Annotated in this window: 15 protein-coding genes; 4 read left to right on the top strand and 11 right to left on the bottom strand. The window is 46.1% G+C overall.

All coding sequences use genetic code 11. The features are described from left to right. Positions 1-3 precede the first annotated feature (3 nt). The 6 genes from MSSIT_RS07755 to MSSIT_RS07730 all read right to left on the bottom strand — a co-directional run bounded on the left by MSSIT_RS07755 (position 4) and on the right by MSSIT_RS07730 (position 10934). Entirely contained in the window at positions 4-3444 is a 3441-nt protein-coding gene (locus MSSIT_RS07755; protein ID WP_048171396.1) for a DEAD/DEAH box helicase family protein, read from the bottom strand. Continuing rightward, entirely contained in the window at positions 3444-5552 is a 2109-nt protein-coding gene (locus MSSIT_RS07750) for a GmrSD restriction endonuclease domain-containing protein (protein ID WP_048171394.1), read from the bottom strand. Before MSSIT_RS07750 ends, MSSIT_RS07755 begins: the two co-directional genes overlap by 1 nt. A gap of 5 nt (positions 5553-5557) precedes the next feature. Further along, positions 5558-6361: a TIGR02391 family protein gene (locus MSSIT_RS07745; RefSeq protein WP_048171391.1), complete on the bottom strand. Its 804-nt coding sequence runs from the start codon at positions 6359-6361 to the stop codon at positions 5558-5560. Position 6362: 1 nt separating this feature from the next. After that, positions 6363-7508, bottom strand: coding sequence for a restriction endonuclease subunit S (locus tag MSSIT_RS07740; RefSeq protein ID WP_048171389.1), 1146 nt, complete (start codon positions 7506-7508; stop codon positions 6363-6365). Then, positions 7505-9043, bottom strand: a complete 1539-nt coding sequence (locus MSSIT_RS07735; RefSeq protein ID WP_048171388.1) for a class I SAM-dependent DNA methyltransferase — start codon at positions 9041-9043, stop codon at positions 7505-7507. Before MSSIT_RS07735 ends, MSSIT_RS07740 begins: the two co-directional genes overlap by 4 nt. A gap of 838 nt (positions 9044-9881) precedes the next feature. Then, complete coding sequence (locus MSSIT_RS07730; RefSeq protein WP_048171385.1) at positions 9882-10934, bottom strand: PDDEXK nuclease domain-containing protein; 1053 nt, start codon at positions 10932-10934, stop codon at positions 9882-9884. Between the two features lie 600 nt (positions 10935-11534). Here MSSIT_RS07730 and MSSIT_RS07725 point away from each other — a divergent pair. After that, entirely contained in the window at positions 11535-12110 is a 576-nt protein-coding gene (locus MSSIT_RS07725) for a reprolysin family propeptide-containing metallopeptidase (RefSeq protein ID WP_048171383.1), read from the top strand. Between the two features lie 61 nt (positions 12111-12171). Here the strand turns inward: MSSIT_RS07725 and MSSIT_RS07720 are convergent, their stop codons facing one another. From MSSIT_RS07720 to MSSIT_RS24640, 4 genes are all read right to left on the bottom strand, one after another. Then, complete coding sequence (locus tag MSSIT_RS07720; protein WP_048171381.1) at positions 12172-12783, bottom strand: DUF4276 family protein; 612 nt, start codon at positions 12781-12783, stop codon at positions 12172-12174. Beyond that, positions 12780-14009, bottom strand: coding sequence for an AAA family ATPase (locus MSSIT_RS07715; protein WP_082088911.1), 1230 nt, complete (start codon positions 14007-14009; stop codon positions 12780-12782). The genes MSSIT_RS07720 and MSSIT_RS07715 overlap by 4 nt, the downstream gene beginning before the upstream one ends. 430 nt (positions 14010-14439) lie before the next feature. Continuing rightward, entirely contained in the window at positions 14440-14871 is a 432-nt protein-coding gene (locus MSSIT_RS24645) for a hypothetical protein (RefSeq protein WP_231590473.1), read from the bottom strand. Positions 14872-14924: 53 nt separating this feature from the next. Continuing rightward, positions 14925-15530 carry a hypothetical protein gene (locus MSSIT_RS24640; protein ID WP_231590472.1) on the bottom strand — a complete coding sequence of 202 codons (606 nt, stop codon included), beginning with the start codon at positions 15528-15530 and terminating at the stop codon, positions 14925-14927. 265 nt (positions 15531-15795) lie between these two features. On the opposite strand from MSSIT_RS24640, the gene MSSIT_RS07705 reads away from it, so the two are divergent. The 3 genes from MSSIT_RS07705 (at position 15796) to MSSIT_RS07700 (ending at position 17387) form a co-directional block, all read left to right on the top strand. Next, positions 15796-16329: an SDH family Clp fold serine proteinase gene (locus tag MSSIT_RS07705; protein ID WP_231590471.1), complete on the top strand. Its 534-nt coding sequence runs from the start codon at positions 15796-15798 to the stop codon at positions 16327-16329. Continuing rightward, complete coding sequence (locus MSSIT_RS24635; RefSeq protein ID WP_231590534.1) at positions 16278-16601, top strand: SDH family Clp fold serine proteinase; 324 nt, start codon at positions 16278-16280, stop codon at positions 16599-16601. Before MSSIT_RS07705 ends, MSSIT_RS24635 begins: the two co-directional genes overlap by 52 nt. Before the next feature lie 117 nt (positions 16602-16718). Next, the gene (locus MSSIT_RS07700) at positions 16719-17387 is read left to right on the top strand and encodes a class I SAM-dependent methyltransferase (protein WP_048171377.1); all 669 of its coding nucleotides are present in this window, start codon (positions 16719-16721) and stop codon (positions 17385-17387) included. Between the two features lie 218 nt (positions 17388-17605). On the opposite strand, the gene MSSIT_RS07695 is transcribed toward MSSIT_RS07700, so the two are convergent. After that, positions 17606-19141 (bottom strand): transposase, encoded by a 1536-nt coding sequence (locus MSSIT_RS07695; RefSeq protein WP_048171375.1) that lies wholly within the window; start codon positions 19139-19141, stop codon positions 17606-17608. Positions 19142-19163 lie beyond the last annotated feature (22 nt).

Here is a 19163-nt window from a genome sequence, read left to right as displayed (position 1 = left end):
ACCTCAAGCAATTATTTGTTGCGAACCCGAGGAAACAAGTGCTGTTGCTGTTATCTGTTCCAGCGCTACAATCAACTCATCCACCTGAGCCGAGGTGAAAAGCCCATCTGGGCCCTGGGGCGTAAGGTCGGTAAATGGTGATTCGTAAAGTAATGAGGCGTCCATTGCCCCATGTTCGGTAAGATGGTCAATTATCAGGTTTATGAACTCTATCTGGTTTGCAATTAGAGTCTTACCTGCCAGGAATGTGGCAAACGACTGTTTTGCAGCTTCCCTATCCAGCCCTATCAGTGAGCGCACGAAGAGACCGAGTCCGTTTGATACCTCTTTGGCATGGGCAATTTCTTTCGGTCTTCCCAATCCGCTTTCAGAGAGTATCCGCTCCAGTTCTTCAAGATCTGCTGCAGTCAATGGCATGTTCATCCTTAGCTTATGGATGACGGCCTGGTCCTGATGTTCCAGGAGGAAGGTCCGGGTTTTGGCACGAAACTTTTCGAAATCCCCGGCTGCAGCAAAGCCAGGCAATTCAACATTGTTTTCACTGCCCATTTCGTCTTCGAAATCTGTGTAAATAGGCTTTCTGCGGTGTTTTTCAATCAGTTTCACAAGGTCACGGAGACGCCGTCTAAGCGTTTCCAGCATGGGAGTTGTAACATTTTCCCACCATTCGTCGGTCTGCACATCCAGAATCAGAGCCATTTGATCGCGTACCATCGGAATGGCTGATTTTTCTTCAAGGAGACCGGCAATATCTTTCACTTGCTTTTGCAGGCGTTCAAAGGCGGGTTCGGCACGCAGTAAAGCCAGCTGAAGGTTCAGGATAAGGAGGTCAAAACGTTTTGCTTCTTCCGCTTCCGGTTGAAGTTCCGAAGGCAGACCTGCTACTTCATGGGAAAGCTCGGAGAGGTCTTCCCCGGACAGCTTTAACCAGGCTTCGGATCTTGAGTATCTCTCGACCAGCCGCCGTTTGGGACGCACGACGAAATTGTCCAGATTCATCGAGGCAATTTCACTGTGCAGCGTTTCGGCAATTGAGTGGCGAACTTCGGCTTCTGTTCTCGGTTCGCCATAGATTTCACGGGTCTCTGTACCGACTTCACAATCGCTGTCAGCTTCCAGTTTTTTGTCCAGTTCAGAGAGTAATTCAAGTCGTGATTTGAACAGGCGTGTGCCAAGAGAATCGCCCAGTGCACCGTCAGTGGTTTCCGGGTTCTGGCTGAAGAACTCCAGGTTCTGGCAGTAATCGAAAAGATAAAAGAACCGTTTGTCTTCTCCCGGTTCGAAAAGGTCAGGACAGAGCCTGGTTCCGCGCCCTACCATCTGCCAGAACTTTGTCTTTGAACGCACCAGTTTGAAGAATACAAGATTCACTACTTCCGGCACATCGATCCCGGTATCAAGCATGTCTACCGAGAGGGCAATGTGGGGGTCTTTTTCCTTGATCGAAAAATTGTCTATCAGGCTCTGGGCATATTCGGTCTTGAAAGTGATAACGCGGGCGAATTCACCTTTGAAATGCGGATAGTTGACATTGAACCTTTCGGCAACATACTCAGCATGAGCTTGATTTTTGGCAAAGAGAATGGTCTTGCCCAGGCGGTCACCGCCAGCGACTTTCAGGCCCCTCTCCATCAGGTGTGCCAGCACTTTGTCCACGGTGTCCTTGTTAAACAGCCATTTGTTGACGGCTTCGGCTTCCACCCTTTCAGGGATTTCGCCGTCCTCGTCCCCCCAGTCCAGAGCTTCCCACTGCTCCTTATCCTCATCGGAGAGCTCATCGTAATTAATCCCCTGGCGCTGGAATTTCAGGGGCACTGAAACCGCTTTTGGAGGGACAAGGAAACCGTCTTTTACGGCTTCTTCGAGCTGGTAGGCGTCGGTAGGAACCCCGGGTTCGAGGTCAAAGAGGCTGTAGGTATTACGTTCGATTTCATTTTTGGGCGTTGCTGTAAGGCCCACAAGGAGGGAATCAAAGTAATCGAAAATTGCTCTGTATTTTTTGAAGACTGAGCGGTGGGCTTCGTCAATAATTACAATGTCGAAGTGCCCGACTCCAAAGCGTCGCTGTCCGTCGTTCATCTCTTCGATCTGTTTCATCATTGTAGGATAGGTCGAAACGAACACCCTGCCTTCCGTATCCTTTTCAGTGACAAGGTTTACAGGTGCGGAGTCGGGCAGGTGCCGTTTGAAGGCGTTTACTGCCTGATTGACCAGAGCCACCCTATCGGCAAGGAAGAGCACACGTTTAACCCAGTTGCAGCGCATCAGGAGGTCGCAGAGTGCAATGACCGTGCGTGTCTTGCCTGCGCCTGTTGCCATTACTATCAGAGCTTTTCTGTCGTTGTCCTGCTCGAAGGCTTCCCCGATGCGGCGGATGGCCCGGGTCTGATAGTAGCGTTCGACGATGGCGGAGTTAATCTCTGCTTCGGAGAGAGGCCTGCGGCTGCTGCGCCGCTGGATGAGGAGTTCCAGTTCGGCTTTTTTATAGAAACCCTGAACCTGCCTCGGAGGATATCTGGAATCGTCCCAGATCCAGGTTTCGTACCCGTTTGAGTAGAAGATAACCGGTCTTTGCCCGAACTGATTTTCGAGGCAGTCGGCATAGAGTTTTGCCTGCTGCTGGCCGACCCGCGGATCTCTTGTGGTGCGTTTTGCTTCCACGAGGGCAAGGGGCTTTCCGTCGTCGCCCCAGAGCACGTAGTCTACAAAGCCGATTCCGTTTTTGTTTGGCATACCTGAGACTTCAAATTCCCTGTCCTGAGCTCTGTCAAGGGGCCAGCCGGCTTCTTTAAGCAGGAGGTCAATCAGGCTTTTGCGGGTTTCGGCTTCGGAATAGTCGTGGGTGTCCGGTAGCAAGGCTGAAGCTTCTTTTGCTTTTGCAACCTCGGCCCGCAGGCGTTTGAGTTCTTCGTCCATTGCGGATTTGTCGGCGAGGAGTTCAGAGAGTTTTTCGTCTTTTTCCCGGAGGCTTGCTTCCAGCTTCTGGAGCTGCTCTATCGTCTGCTTCGGGACGGTTGTTTTCGGCAGGTCTTCAGGGTTGAAGCTCAACCCGGGTTCAGGCTTTTCTTTTCTGGCATAGGTGCGGGCAAGCCAGTAGCTGATGTGGAAAAGCTCACTCACGGCTGTTAATGAATCATGCAGCAGAACTGTGCTGTTGCTGTGCACGGCCTGGTTTCCAAGCCGGATAATGACCCGGGCTTTGTTGAAGATTGCCTCTCCCGCAGCTTTCTTGAATGTGGGCTCATGGATAAGAGCACTCAAATTATCCTGATACGGCAGGAGCAGTGTGTAATCGTGCTTATACATCCACTGCACAGCCAGTTCCAGAGCTCTGCGAGCGTAAAAACAGGCAGTGCGAGGGTCAGGATAGACTGCATTTGAGGCTTTTTCGGCTGCCTCATACAGAGAAGGCCATTCGGCTTCGAGAAAGGCAAAATTGGTCATTAATATCCTCCGTTACCCATCTGGTGTTCGAAAGATTGCCGCACCAGACCTATTACATAGGGCAGTTCGTTCAGTGATCCTAGGCCTACTTTTACGTCGCCATTACCCCAGCAACCAAAATCGGAAACATCCTTGCAGAGTCCTCTTGGGTCGTTTATATCAGAAAAAGGCAGATTGAGCGACAGGATCAGCCGTTTAGCTTGTGGTACCACATCCACAAAATTAGTCTCAGCTTTATAGGCGACATAAAGCTTGAGAAACTCCTCGGTTACACAGGGATCAAGAGCCAAGACTTCCTTGCGGAAGGCTTCGAAAAGCTCATGCACTGTTCCCGTTAACAGGTATGGATGGTCTTCAATTGTGTAACCAGATACTGTATCCTTTGGCCTGTACGCCTCAAGGGTATCGGTAGTCAGTTTTGGCATTGCCCATACATTAAGAGCTATTTCTGCCAGCCCGCTTGCCCTTTCTTTGATAGTCTCTTCATTCCACCGGTCGAGCTGACCAAGTCCTTTATTGAGTTTGAGCGGGCTTTCCTTAAAACCGCCAGGCATGTCACGTTTCTCTGCGAAAGCCCTGTCACTATATTCTGAATTGTAGCCAGTGAGTGTGAGGTTGCCAAGGGTATGCAGCCACGTTTCATGAATTCGTTTCCACTCTATGCCAAGTTCTGTTTCCCAGGCAGTGGGGAGATTCTCATTCTGAGGCATTATATGCTCGATAGTGTACTCATCTACCTGCACACGTTCTTTACGTTCGTAGTTTTCCAAACGTCTGATCCAATAGCTGCGACTTCGGAAGTTGTAGATGTCCCGGATTTTCAATTCACGCTTGAACTCCTCATCGTTTGGAAAGCGGCGATATGAAGGCAACTGAAAAAAGTGTACTTGGATGCTTTTGAGATAATGATCCTTTTTTAGATATCTGGAAAAGGTTGCAAAGGTCTTGTTCATCGAGTTTGTGGGAATAGAACAGATAGCACGCCGGAACACATAGGATTCGATCAGCCGAACTGCTGCAACAAAATCTTCCCTTGACAGCATTCCGGTTGCATAGTCATGATAAAGTTCGAGCAAGAATGGATAAGCTACATCTACTCTAAGCTCGCGTAAGTCGTTGAATGCAAGTTTCAAATTCGGATCTTTCTCTTTTCCGAGCGCCATAGCGCAGAAGTAGCGGGAAAAGGTCCGGATGTCGGCTACAAGCGCTTCTACTCCTGCATGTGCCGTTTTTGTGGAACTGGCGTGAACTTTAAACGCCTCATACACTTCCCCTATTCTGGGAATCTCTCCGGTTTTAACAGTCAAATAGTGGCGCATGAAACCGTCGAACTGGTCACTGTAGGCTTCCTGTCCAAAATCCACTTCCATTGGCCGCCAGAACTGTTCATAAAGCCTTGTCTGCAACTGCGGTTCCAGCCCCATCAAAATATAGTTGCGGATCAGGTCAGCCTGGCTGAGCTCTTTACCGGTTGAGTTCATGCTTTCAAAAATAAGCTGCGGGTTGTCCTGATCGCGGTTAAGTGCAATATCCACCACTACAAGCTTGGCCAGCCCTTTACACAGGGGCATGAGATCGTCTTTACACCCGGCAATCCATGATTCAAAAAGTTTGAAATTCTCCATCACCCTCAGAGAGTACTCTTTTGGCTGCTCTCTGCTGCCGACAATAGAGGTGAGTGAGTCTTTATCTGTCTGCGACAGGATAAGCTTGTAGTGCCTTTCTCCTTCTTCTTCCGGGTTGAGCAGATAATAATTGCGCAATTTGCGCGGAGAAAATCCATCCAGAGGCTCACGTTTTTCTTCATCCAATTGGTCAAGCGCTCTGGAAAGGGCAGCTATCAGCAGGGTTACTGTGGTCAAACGCTGCTGGCCGTCGATTACGAGCAGAGGAGACTGGCTGGATACCTGATAGATCCCTTTTTCTATGTAGACAATAGAGCCGACGAAGTGGGCTGAGATTTCGTCATTACTACCTGTACGCAGGATATCGTCCCACAGTTGCAGACACTCTTTTTCAGTCCATGAGTATGTGCGCTGATAGATTGGAATTACAAATTGGGGGGATTTCCTGAGAAAATCAAGTAATTTGGCTTCAGTAGCTTTCATAAAAATCAGTCTCCTTTTAGTTCTGTCACGGTAGACTCATCCAGTTTCCTATGCAGGAGTGAGATAAGAGAAAGATAATCAGCAGCATCATCTTCACCCTGCCAGAGTATTTTTGGTTCGTGAGCTAATGGATTACGAACAGCTGCAAAACAACCTTTTAAAAGTAGAGCAAAACCTTTGTGTTCAGATCTTTCGGTCTCAGTTCGCAATGAATTAATTGCCAAGATCGGCTTTTCTATTGAAAAAACCTTATCGATAAGAGCAGCGCCATCTGTCTGTACCCCAGAAAGATCTCTTATCCGCTGAGCTAATCCCTTAGAAGCTTCAAATACCGCATGGAAATAATTATCCTGCAAAAGCTCAGGTCGGCAATACTTCAAGACTTCCGAATGTATTTGTCTTCCCTGAAACTTTGCCCGGATAGTCCGTGCCCTTTTTTCAGCTTCATCGAGAGTTTTTGCAATCTTACACTGCCTGAATTTTCCATCCTTCCCGTATTCCAAACCTGAGAACGAAAGTATAGTGTTTAGATGCTGGCGATTTGCTTCAAACTCGTCATTGCGCCCTACGAAACGAGCGGGGGTTAGAAAAGATTGAATAAAGTCAACTATCAGATTCGCGCACTGGTGTTGTTTTTGGCATTCCAAGAATACCCAATAAAGCCGTTTCCATTTTGTAGACTCACCGGAATTATCCACCAAGCCCTTACGGATAAAAAATCGAGAAATATCGCTACCAGTTCCGCATTCTCCAAGCAATTGCGCAAGTGCTTCAATTTGACCTTCTGAGAATGGCGGAACTGCACTCATCTTATAGTTCACCCCTGAAAGCCCGATACTGAAGAGAGGCAAAAAGCTCATCAAGTTCTGTCAATGAGGCTTCGTGCTGTGTTTTTAGTTTCTGTAAGGCTACTACACGAAGAGCGAAGTCTTTCTGAAGGGAGATAGGGGGAAGGAACATTTTGATTTTAACCATCCGGGTTAAGCCCAGATCTCGATTCGCAATTCCGTGTGTCAATACCTGTGACTGTCGGTAGCAGAACTCGTTATTAAGCATCGATTCTAACCATATAGAGTCTACCTTCTGCGGGTCAGGCTTCAGGAGTGAAACATGAACCCAGATAGCAAATGGTTGGTCCGTCTGTACTGTCGCCGCAAGGCCCGTGGTTCCACCCTTCGTGTATAGAATGTCACCTCTTTCGGGTTTGCACTTTTTCCACTGAATTTCAGCATCTTCTTGGCTAATAAATTTCAAATCCTCCCATATTATCTCCCCTGCTCGTACATGCCGCGTTGAAAGGAAAGGTATTCCGGCTTCCGTATATGGTGGGCTAACGTGAGGCCCATCTGAGGCACTGAATATTAAGTCTCCAAGCTGCACCTGCTGCCACTCTTTTGGATTCTTGAGCGGATCGCCAAACATATCAATAAAAATAGATTGAACGAGTTCATCAAGCTGGGAAAGGGCTGCTCGACGTTTAGCTCGAAGAGCCTCCGCACGGTCCAGAATATCTGCAATTCTTTCTTGATCTGGTAAAGAGGGGAGAAACAGCTTTGTATTTAGAAATTCGCCTCGGTTTACATGTTGCATGGTTGCTCCATGTAAATGCCGCTGCATATCAAGAAGCGCGCCCTCAAGTGCATAGCGAAGATAACGCTTTTCTACTTTATTTTCATCAGGCAAAACACGAAATATGTGCTGATTTAGTAGAGCTTCGTCTGGTCCAAACCACTCAAAAACGCCAAGTGTTGCAGACCATGAAACAAGCAGATCGTGGGGCCTAACGTGATACTTATCAGATACAGTTCGGTTGGTTCTATTGAAGGGTTTGGTTGAATCCGTAAGATTCTGAATACGGATTATCTTTGTACCTGAATCTCCCCAATCCTCTGGCTTGAAAGCAACACCATTGATGAACTCTGCAACTGAACCAAGCTTGACGAAGGTTGCACTCATCCTAACATCCCTTCCAGTTCTTTCATCCCCTGCTGAATCTCAGCTTCCAGCTTTGCGAGGCTTTCGAGTATCTCTTTCGGGGCTCTGTATTCCACTTCCTCATGCACAACTTCCTTGTAGCGGTTGAGGGAAAGGTCGTAGCCCTGAGCTGCGATGTCGGCTTTTGGCACGCAGAAGCTCTGTTCGGTCCTGGCACGTTTGAGTTCGCCGGAATTGCGTTCCTGCCAGCGGGCAAGGACATCAGGAAGGTTATTTCTGGCGTGTTCCTCCTCGCTAAGCCCGGTTGAAGGGACAGGACCCAGTTTGTCCTCGCTCAGAAGCGGGCTCCGTTTATCGTCAAGGCTCCAGCCGTCGGCCTGCATATCGTAGAACCAGACGTGGTCCGTGCCTCCTGAATTTGTTTTCGTGAAAAGGAGGATGGCAGTAGAAACCCCTGCATAGGGCTTGAAAACGCCGCCCGGAAGGGAAACAATGGCATCAAGCTTCTGCTCCTCAACAAGCATGCGGCGAAGTTCCTTATGGGCTTTGCTTGAGCCGAAAAGCACGCCGTCAGGAACGATAACAGCAGCCCGTCCTCCGGGTTTGAGCAGGCGCATGAAAAGGGCAACGAAAAGCAGTTCGGTCTTTTTGGTCTTGACGACCTTCAGGAGTTCCTTTGATGTGCTCTCGTAGTCCAGTGAACCGGCAAAAGGAGGATTTGCAAGGACAAGCGTGTAGGCTTCTTCGTCGCTGGCATAGTCCTGGGCAAGGGAGTCGCGGTAGCGGATATCCGGGTTTTCCACGCCGTGCAGGAGCATATTCATGCTGCCTATGCGGAGCATGGTGTTGTCGAAATCGAAACCGTGGAACATCCCGTGGTGGAAGTGCTGTTTCAGCTTTTCGTCGTGCAGGATATTCGGGTGGTGTTCCCGCAGATGTTCGCCTGCACATACCAGAAAGCCGGCTGTCCCGCATGCGGGGTCGCATATGATGTCTGTCGGCTGCGGGGAAGTAAGTTCCACCATCAGGCGGATTATGTGGCGTGGGGTCCGGAACTGGCCGTTCTGGCCTGCAGATGCGATCTTGCCGAGCATGTATTCGTAGAGGTCGCCTTTGGTGTCTCGGTCTTCCATCGGCACGTCGTCGAGCAGGTCAACCACTCTTGAAAGCAGAGCAGGCGTGGGTATGGTGAAGCGGGCACCTTCCATGTGTTTGGCATAAGTGGAATCGTCTCCACCCAGAGTGCGCAGGAAGGGGAAGACGTGTTCGCTGACAACCGTATACATCTCTGCCGGGGCGAAGTTTTTGAAACGGGACCAGCGCAGGTCTTCGTAGGGGAGGTCTTTATCGTCCTTGCCTTCGGGAAAAATCCGGCGTTCCATTGGGCGTTTGAGGTGGACTGATTTGTTTTCTTCCAGCGTGTGGAGGTCGTCCAGCCTCCGTAAAAACAGCAGGTAGGTAATTTGTTCGATAACTTCGAGGGGGTTGGCTATCCCGCCGGACCAGAAAGTGTCCCATATGCGGTCTATTTTGTTTTTCAGTTCACCGGTGATCATTTTTTATTCCTCTGTAAGCCCGGCATGCAGCCTCGTAACTGTTCCACAAATGCGGTTCGATTAACGTTATTTTCACTCATTTTTTAGCCTGAGATCTGTTCTCGTTTAGTGTAATAATGAGGGTTTTGATCAGCTTCTAATTTTATAATTGAAAATTTTCTATGAAGGTATATCCACTAATCTTTTTAATTCTTGCTCTTTTTCACAATCTTTTCGAATTTAAGGATAGTTTCTTCTATCTTAAACTGTTCCTTTTCTTTCAGTTTCTATATCTGTAGCAGGTTACGTGTAAGCTCGAAAAATAATGTTTTCGCTTTTTAGTCTCTCTTTTTCATTCTCATTTTGAGAAGGCCGGCTGCTTCGCACCCGGTGAGAGCCCGGGGTCCTATGAAATTGAAAAAATAAAAACGGGTGTCGGAAAGAATCATGGAGTAATTTAAAGACTGTAAGGGTAAGAACTTTCAAAAAAGTTTAACTCGTTCCCGGATGATTTTGTGCATCATACTTTTGGATGTTGAGGGCACGGAGTGATCAATACAGGATGCTCGTTGTCTTCATAATCTGACTTTGACTTTACGATAAATGGATTTGAGTTTACGATTTCTTAACGATTAGCCTTGCCATCGGAAGATTACAGCGGAAAATTAGAAGATTATCGGAAGATTTTAGGTATTGAACTTTCGGATGTTTTGGGTCCGGGGTGATAGATTAGGGCTTTTTGGTGATAGATAAGTGATAGATTTGCCTGTCTAGTTAGATTTCTCCACGGTCTTGATGCTATCTGGACCGCTTTTCGGAAGAAACAGGTGAACTGAAAAGCCCTTAGGATCTTTCTCTATTACTCGTATACTTCCAATCTTGCCTGCGCAGTCTTAACAGCACGCTGCAGCCTTTCAGCCAGCAGTTCACGGGGTGGCAGTTCAGTCAGGTATTCAGCCACGTGGATACCGGAACTGTTCAGTTCCAGCAGTTCAATTTGTTCCTCTTTCTTTCCGGCGCAGAGAATGATTCCCAGAGGGGATTCTTCTCCCGGCTGCCTTTCGTATTTGTCCAGCCAGCGGAGGTATAGCTCCATCTGGCCTTTGTATTCGGCTTTGAAATTTCCGAGCTTCAGGTCGATAGCAATAAGCCTGTGCAGGGGACGGTGGTAGAAAAGGAGATCTATGTAAAAATCGTCGTCGTCGATTTGTATTCGCCGCTGCCTGGCTACAAAGGCGAAGCCGACACCGAGTTCCAGTAAAAATGACTCAAGTTCGCGCAGGATTGCATCTTCCAGGTCCTTTTCCAGATAACGGTCTTTCAAGCCGAGGAAGTCCAGGACATAAGGGTCGCGGAAAACAAGTTCGGGCGTCAATCTATCCTTGTCCCTCAGGTTGGCAAGTTCGTGACGGATCACTTCTTCAGGCTTGCGTGAAATTGCGGTGCGCTCATACAGCATGGAATCAATCTGCTTTCGCAGAGTGCGCACACTCCAGCGTTCTATTCGGCACATCTCAGCATAGAATTCGCGCTGAAGAGGGTCTTTTAATGGAACTAAAACTAAGAAGTGAGACCAGCTCAATTGTCGCAACAGTGTCACGACAATCTCTTCCGGGAATACCTCCGAAAACTGGATCATCCGACGCAGGTTTTTCACTGAGAATCCATTGCCGTACTCAGATGCCAATTCTCGACCCAGTGAAGCTACAATCTCCTGCCCGTACTCTGCTCGTTCACCTTTGAGGATCTCCTCATTGATGCGTTTGCCGATATTCCAGTAGAGCATCGTCAGGCCGGCGTTAACGGTAGCAGCCACTGCAGAGCGAGTTGCTTCGATCATATGACGAATATCTTCCAGTAACATAGAGTTGTTTGAAGCCGGTCCAAGTTCCTGTTTATCCCTGCGGCTCATTATACATTTCTCCAGAGATTTTTTCCAGCAATTTACTTTCTTTTTCCCCGTTTTTTTCGATGGCTAAGAGGCTGGGTATCAATGAATTTGTGCAAGAGATTCTTGCACAATTTCACACTTTGGCAAACTGAAATATATCTGGTTCACTCGTCTCTGCACCGCGACAATTCTCTCTTCGAATTGTCGTATCAGTGTCACGATAATTTCTTCTTAAATAACTGTGAAAGTAATACATAAATCTCTTTTCAACAAGCTATGTATTTGAATAAATCGTCTGAAAGTAAAAATCGCACCGTTCGTTTCTTTATTCAAGAGTGAATATCCACAATCATGCTTCTTCCTCTTTTATCAAGCTACGTTGTCAATTAAGGCGCTAATTAATAAGATTAATTTTTAATCAAACGATATTGGGATTTATCTTTCAACTAGATGATTTGACCATAAAAATTTAGTAAATTAAGTCCAATTTTCCTATGTTACATTGTAAAAATGGGTAGAGGGCTCAAGCTGAACTTGCAGAATCGGCTTGAACTCCAGAATTCCCGGAGTCGGGGCTGCAGTTGGTTTTAGGGATACCGAACCTTGTTTGAATCTTGCATCATGGAACAAGAAGAGGTGAAACAGGTGAAGATAAATATGAAATTAGGAACGGGTGTATTGCTTGTAACAATAATGATTTTAAGCGTAGTAGCCGTTCTATCAACTGCACCTGAAGCGGATGCCAATTCGGATATTCTAAATGATATTGACTTTGACAAAACGTCGCTTAAATTCAATGAGATACTGGATAATTTTGAAACTGTTACTACAAATTCAACAACTTTTCTAAATGATGTCTCTGATGGTCGGGTCACGCTTGAACTGCTGGGACAGGAATTCGACCTTGATCTTCAGGAAATGGACTCGGTAAGTAATGACGCAGTAATTATAACAGAAAATGGATCCATGATACCTGCTCCTGAAAGCTCTACGTACAAAGGAACAGTTGTTGGAGAAGCAAATAGCAACGCCATATTAACAGCGACGGATGATGTTATTCTCGGAGAAATAAACGTTGGAGATAAAAGTTATTTTATTGAACAGACTTCTCGGAAATATAAAGGAAAAGTTGTTCATGTAGTCTATTCTTCAGATGCGATTAAGGATAGAGAAATTTTGGAATATAACCCCTGCTGAAATGCGAATGCCGACGGCTTTTACAAATCATTTTTACAATTGCTTACGGCTGCTTCTTATATCATAAAACTTCCAGGACTGCGTCTCTGAAATACTGAAAGCTAAGAGAATGATTGTGCTGCCAATCGATTTGGTGCCCCAGCTGGCGTGCAGCTTCTATTTTGCGCAGGCCTCCCTGAAAATAGCCAGCCTTCTTCATCAGCCGCTCAAAGGCTTCCCAGGTGCCGCCGGAAATTGCGTCTGGATTGTGATAAGCTTCCTTTTGTGGGACATTCGCGTTCACTCTGGGGTAGGCGCGTTTAACGGCTCTCCAGTCCCCGAAATACCATGCTTCGAGTTCTTCGATTGCGATCCGGTTTACCACCTGCCAGTGGGCTGAGTCACTTGAGCGGGTGCGAAGACCTTCTCGGAGGACGATTTCATCCATTCTTTGCTTGAGTTTTCGGCAGTCATCATCGTCCCTGTCCACAACAACGATTACACGCCAGTCTGCCGGAAGCCATGATGAGTAGCCCCTCAGTCGGGAGGAAAGTTTGGAAAGAAGGTCATCTTTGCACTGGAAAGGATAAATCTCAAAGCTCACTTTATCTCCGAGCATCCGGGGGAGTAATTCTCGGAGAAATGCCTCCATGGAGGGTTCTTCAACCAGAATTTCCAGATGCCCGGTATTCATGACTTTCCACCTTTGCGTGAAGGAGCTCCTTGGTTTACCAGTGGGTCTCCAAAGCCAAAGCGCCCTTCAAGCCAAAGATATCCGAGAGAAGCCCCAGCTTCTATGAATTCCGGGATGCCCCGGATGTCTGCCGCCCGGACTGTCTGGGTGTAACCACGTTCATCGCGGTAGAGTATGCGAACCTCTTCAGGCCTCAGAGCATTGACGAAAAAAGGTGAATGAGTGGTGACAAGGAACTGTCCGCGGGCACTGGCTGCACGGCATTCTTCTGCCAGTTCTGGTAACAGGCGCGGGTGAAGGAAATTTTCAGGCTCTTCAATACCAATGAATGAAGGAGGTTCGGGATCATTAAGTAACACCAGATAGGCCAGCATCTTGAGCGTACCGTCAGATGCAAAGCGGGCAAGCACTGGGTGGTCAAAAGGAGCGTCCTTAATCTGGAGCAGGAGGCGGCCATCCGGCATAGCCTCAGCCAGCACCTTTTCTACATGAGGGACGCGGTTTCGTAATACTTCGAAGATATGCTCCAACCGCGAGGGGTGCTGCTCGGCCAGGTACTGTATGACATTGGCAAGGTTGTCGCCCGTGCGTGAAAGTCTTTCCTGTGGTCCTGCCTCCGGCTGGCCACGTGTATCATCCACCGAAAGATAAGATACATGCCAGCCTGTAATAAAATCGCGCAACGAAGCCACACGTGGGTGGTCGGCGAATTGTCCCAGAGCATTTACCGCAATAAGATCCGGAGATTTGAGTGGGATTTCAACCCGCTTGTCCTGCTCATCCGGTTTTTCGCCGCTAATTGCACGGCCTTTTCCTTCGCGGTATTCCATAAATCGGAAGGGTTTACCCCTTGTGCCTCGCCTCCACTGCAGCCACTCTTCCACCACTACAGGCGAACCCTTACGTTCGTCTACAGCCAGATGATAGGTTATTTTCGGGAATCCCGGTTCTTTGTATTTTATCTCTATGACCACAGGCCCTTCACAGCCGCGTGTCTTGAGTTCTTTTGCCCTTCCCCGACGATCCCAGGCCCGTCGCAGTCCTGATTCAAAGCACTCCGAAAGGAAAGCGAAAACATCAAACACCGTAGACTTTCCACTGCCGTTTGGACCTAAAAGCACTGTCATTGGTGTAAGGTTCTTAAATTCAACCTGGCTCAGTGCCCGATAGTTCTCCACCCTCAGATACTCGATACGTGCCGGCGTCTTTCTTTCCCTTTCACTCATGGCGTATAACTCCGGTTTTCTGGCCTTCATACTCTACCGTTTTTATGAATGTGTTAGGGTTCTACCCCCTAACTCTGCCTTTGATTAGCTTCAATTTTTTATTCATTGACAATTTACTGTTCAAGTATATCCGCTAATCCTTTTAACTCTTGCTCTTTTTTATATTTCTTTTAAGTTGTACATTTTTTCTGATTCCACATTTCAAACATGACTAGTAACAGTTTTTCAGTAGCAAATAACTGTGATAGTCTTCTTCAAAATAAAAAGTTTTAAAATTGATCTTAATAAAAAACGGCCGCCTTCACGCTTGATGAGAGCTCTATATCCTATGAAGCGATAAATTAAGCAAGTGCCTGAAAATCAATGAACTAATCAAAAATAGATCGGGGAATATTAACTTAAATTGAGCTTTCTCTCTTTTCCTGCACCTTCAGATCAGCAAATCCTCAATCCCTGCCCCTCTCACGATATCAATCGCATCTGTCTGTTCTTCCAGGGTCAGATGCCTTCCGAGGTCCGGGTATTCCATTGCCCGGTAGCAGGGCCTGTACTGGAACATCAGGTTGAACCTGGTATGCGGGGTGTGTTCTGAGACCCATTCGGCAATCGGCCTTGTGCAGCACTCGATATGGCCTGGGAGGGCGAGGTGGCGGAGGAGGATTTCGGCTGTTTCGTAGGCGAACTCGAAGTTGGGCCGGACGACTTCCAGGTAGTTTTTCACCTTTGAAAATTTCAGGGCACAGGCGTTGTTGCCGTATTTGAAATCTCCGAGGTAGACATCCACCACGCCTTCCAGGATTTCGGCGATTTCTTTTGAGTGGTACATGTTTGAATTCCAGATAACCGGCGTATTTGACGACATTTCCCGCACGATTTTCAGGACAGTATGTGGGTGCGGGGCAGGGGTTACGAAGTTTACGTTTTTTGCCCCGTGCAGCCTTCGGAAGTCAACAAGCTTTGCGAGTTTTCGGGGATCGATTTCGGTTCCGCATTCCGGGCATGTGGAGATGTCCCAGTTCTGGCAGTAGACGCAGGCAAAGAACGCAGCCCGGTAAAAAAGATCGTGTGGGAGGGGACAAGTTCGGGCTCCTCTCCCATGTGCAGGAACTCCGAAGCATAGCGTGAAACATCAGTCAGCCGGCAGAAACCCTTCTCACCCTCTTTCCTGTTAATCTCGCAACGGCGTTCACAGCAGGTGCAGTTTTCAAGCATCCTGTTCACAATTGCAACTTTGAGGTCCATGAGAGAGGAGATGGCTTTAGAGATATCAAGAAAACTTTCGGTATACAGCTTCAACCTGTCCGAAATATCCGGATAAGCAAGGGCTTCCATGGCTTCGATATCAAGACTTTCCTGCAGCTTCCTGTATTCCTGGATGCTTGCTTTATGGATATCCCTGAGTTCTTCAAGCTCCATTTCCGGATCGAATTCAACCGAAATTCTTTCCGTTATCCTGGAAAGGACAGGCATTTCATTTCCCTGCACCATAAGATAGCGTTTCAGGTACTTCGGAGCTGCCATATGGAAATATTTGTCTGCATTGGTTATAGGTTTATGGTAACCAGGTTTATGGTAACTGTTCCGGTTTTTACTTCTATTCCTTTCTTCTAACCTTTAAAATGGGCTAATAATTAATAGATTGCAGGACAATATTAATAATTAAGCTCGTGGGGTTGAATCACACATTCTGATTACTTTAGCAGCGCCCGCGGAAGGTTTAAGGGGGAGTTAAGGGGGAGTTTTTCTGGCTACTTTTGATGTTTCGACAATCAGTTTCTGGGATTTAATGTCTCTTTTTTTCATACTTTTCTTCCTGTACGCTGTAATCTATCCGCAGTCGCAACTCAAAAGAATTCGGATGCAGCGTATGGCAAAAATAAAAGCTATGGAAAAAAACCATGCCTATAAAGTGCTCACGATGATTCACAGGCGAGAAGCGATCTCTCTTTTCGGAATGCCTGCTTACCAGTATATAGACGAAGAGGATGCCGAACAGATTTTGCGCTGGATAAGGCGGTACAAAGACTACCCTCTTGAACTCATCCTGCACACCCCCGGAGGCCAGCTCCATGCCAGCATTCAGATTGCCCGCGCTCTCAGGAAGCACCCCAAAAAGACCAGGGTTATCATCCCTCACTACTCGATGTCAGGTGGCACAATAATCGCCCTTGCAGCTGACGAAATCGTGATGGATAAGGATGCGATTATTGGGCCCATAGAGCCACAGATAGGAGATTTCCTTCGCGTACTTACCCCGCTCCTTCCTGGATCTATGCTGCAGAAACGAAGAAAGAAAAAGCAGAAGACACCACTCTTGTAATGAGCGATATCTCCAGAAAAGCCCTCAAGCTTACCCGGAATGTCGCAAAAGAACTCCTTGAAGGCAAGGTAGAGGCAGGGCCTGAAGGGAAAAGAAGACTCGATGACGTGGTTGAAAAGCTGGTAAGTGGAGAAATGATCCACAGCACTCCCCTCTCATCCGCAGAGGCTAAAGAACTGGGGCTTCCCGTAAGCACGGATTTTCCCGAAGATGTGCACGAGTTCATGAAACTCTTCCGGCCTGTGAAAAGGAATGTGGAATACGTGGAATAAAGTCCCCTCCCGTGGAATAAACTTTCATCCAAGGCAAGTAAGGGCAGGAACTGGAAGAAAGACAGAAACTGGAAGAGGACAGGGACTGTAAAAAGGACAGGAATGGAAGGCTCTTGAATGGATGTAAGCAGAGTTACTCGCTCAAAAAAGGCAGCTAAAAGCAGTTATGACCGGTTGGGCAAATGGTATGATTTATTTGTCAGCCCCTTTGAGGGAGAGTTCATAGATACCGGACTTCATAAGGTGCAGGCTGCTCCCGGAGAAGTAATACTTGAAATCGGCTTCGGGACAGGTCAGGGTATCCTCAAACTCGCCAGAGCTGTCGGAAATTCCGGAAGAATCTATGGAATTGACATTTCTAATAAAATGTGTGAAATCACCCGATTGAAAGTAGAAAAAGCAGGATTTTCAAAATGGGTGCAGCTGATAAGTGGGGACGCCCTTAGTCTCCCTTTTCCAGGCTCTTCTTTTAACGCGATTTTTATGAGCTTCACACTTGAGCTTTTTGACACTCCTGAAATCCCTCTGGTTTTGAAGGAATGCCAGCGAGTGCTTAAAAAAGACGGAAGACTCTGTGTTGTAGCCATGAAACAGAAACATGATCCCACTCCAATGTTGAAGCTCTATGAATGGGCTCACAGAATTTTTCCGAATTATATTGACTGCAGGCCCATTTTTGTCAGGGAAATGCTGGAAGAAGCCAGTTTTCATATCCTGGACACAGCCGATTTTAGCAGCTGGGGGCTGCCAGTCGAAGTTGTTGTTTGCAGAAATGTGAAAAAATGACTAGTTTAAGCAGCCAGGCGGGAAGAGTGTCCGGAAAGAGAGTGTGGAAAGGGAGTGTATCCGGAAAGAGAGAGTAGCTGAAAATACTGGCTTGAAAACTCACCGAGCAATATTCCGAATTCGAATACTTGAGGTTTTGCCAATTTCTCTATTAATGCTTTAAAATTAAATTAAGAGCATTAAATTCCCTTTTTTAAGAACAAATTACTTTTACTTGCTCAGACATTCAACCTTCTAAAAGCTCCTGGCGCTCTTATCAGGTCATGTCTTCCAACCTCAAAAGCCGTAAGTGCCGTAAGTAACGCGGCAATATTACTTATCGACACATAAGTTTTGGCCCATAAACTCCCTCTTGTCGGTGTTTTTGATCTATTGTATCCAACGACATCGTTTGAGTTTTTCCTTTCAACAGTGGTTCTGATATTGTATAATTTTCCAAGTAATTTATGATAAATTCTTGGAATGTATTGTGCTCTGAAATGGGTTCCCTTTTCTGTTTTTAATATATTTCCAACACTATTAGCTCTTGCAGCTATGATTGGAATAATCCCCTTCTCAATTACGGTTTCATTGGAAAGATGACTATCCGGTCCTGCATCCGCGATCACAAAAACCGGTTTTTCTGTTGCTGATTTCATACACTGGTTTATTGTATCCTGAAATATAGTGTTGTCATTTTTACTAGCGTTTACTGCATCCCAATAAACAGGCAAACCCCACCAGCTATCAACAATACATGTATCAGTGTATCCTGTTCCTGATAATACACTATATTTGCCTGTTTTTTTGACATAATGTCCAGCATCTGGATCGGAAAGCTGTCCAGTCTCTTTATTTTTCAAACCACTGCAATTACACTCAAAAAATCTTCGATCCCAAATCCAGATTTTGTTACCAATAAGGTTAAGATTTTTACATTCTTGGATCAATAATTCTGCATATTTGTCCAGATAAGGATAAATCATTTTTAGGTTTCGTCGATAAGAAGAAAGAGTGATTTTTTCTCCGCTTTTGATTTTTAATTCGTTCCTTAGAGCTTGGTTCTGATTGTAATCTCTGATAAATGATTCAAGATTAGAATATCCAAGTTTGCACCTTGATACTTCTAACTTGAAAATGTTATTAAAAGCCAATACTTCAAGTTGAGGTGTATATCCCAATGAAACCTGAAGATTTGTGAAATATGAATCAAGTGAAGGGTTTAGTTCAAAAATGTTCCTCAAATATCCTCTAAATTTTTTAAGATTTTGAAAAGCGAGTATTTGATTCCAGGGAAGGACATTTTCCATATAGTCCTTACTCTTCACAATTAAAGGTTTAACCCTGTAAGGGATATTAATTTTCCTTTTAAGGACATTTATCATGTCTTCAAAGAAGTCGGAAAGTACTCTTTGAGATATAGATCTGACACAAAGTCTACTGTTTTCCGCTTTTTTCTTATTCTTTTTATCACTCCCTAGGAGTATTATTTTAAATTTTGAATTTTTAGAAAGAAAATGATCCTTGAAAGTGGCTAAACATATTGTTTTTTCGAAAAGATCTCCTATAAAGTTTGTAAGTGTTAACTGGTTAATGTGAATAGTAAGGATTCTTGAATTATCCTTTTTGTCTTCGAATTTTCTTCCAAATATCTTTTCATATTTTTTCCTGCCTTCAACACTCTTCAAGCTTACGACTATTGTTTTTGTAATCTCTAAAAAGTCACTCAATTGAAGCAAAAAATACTTATATCCCTTACCAACAATTTTTATCATGGGTTATACCTTTTTACGGTTT

Origin of the sequence: Methanosarcina siciliae T4/M, from assembly GCF_000970085.1 — an archaeon.
Classification (GTDB): domain Archaea; phylum Halobacteriota; class Methanosarcinia; order Methanosarcinales; family Methanosarcinaceae; genus Methanosarcina; species Methanosarcina siciliae.
This window is presented reverse-complemented; position numbering and strand designations above follow the sequence as displayed.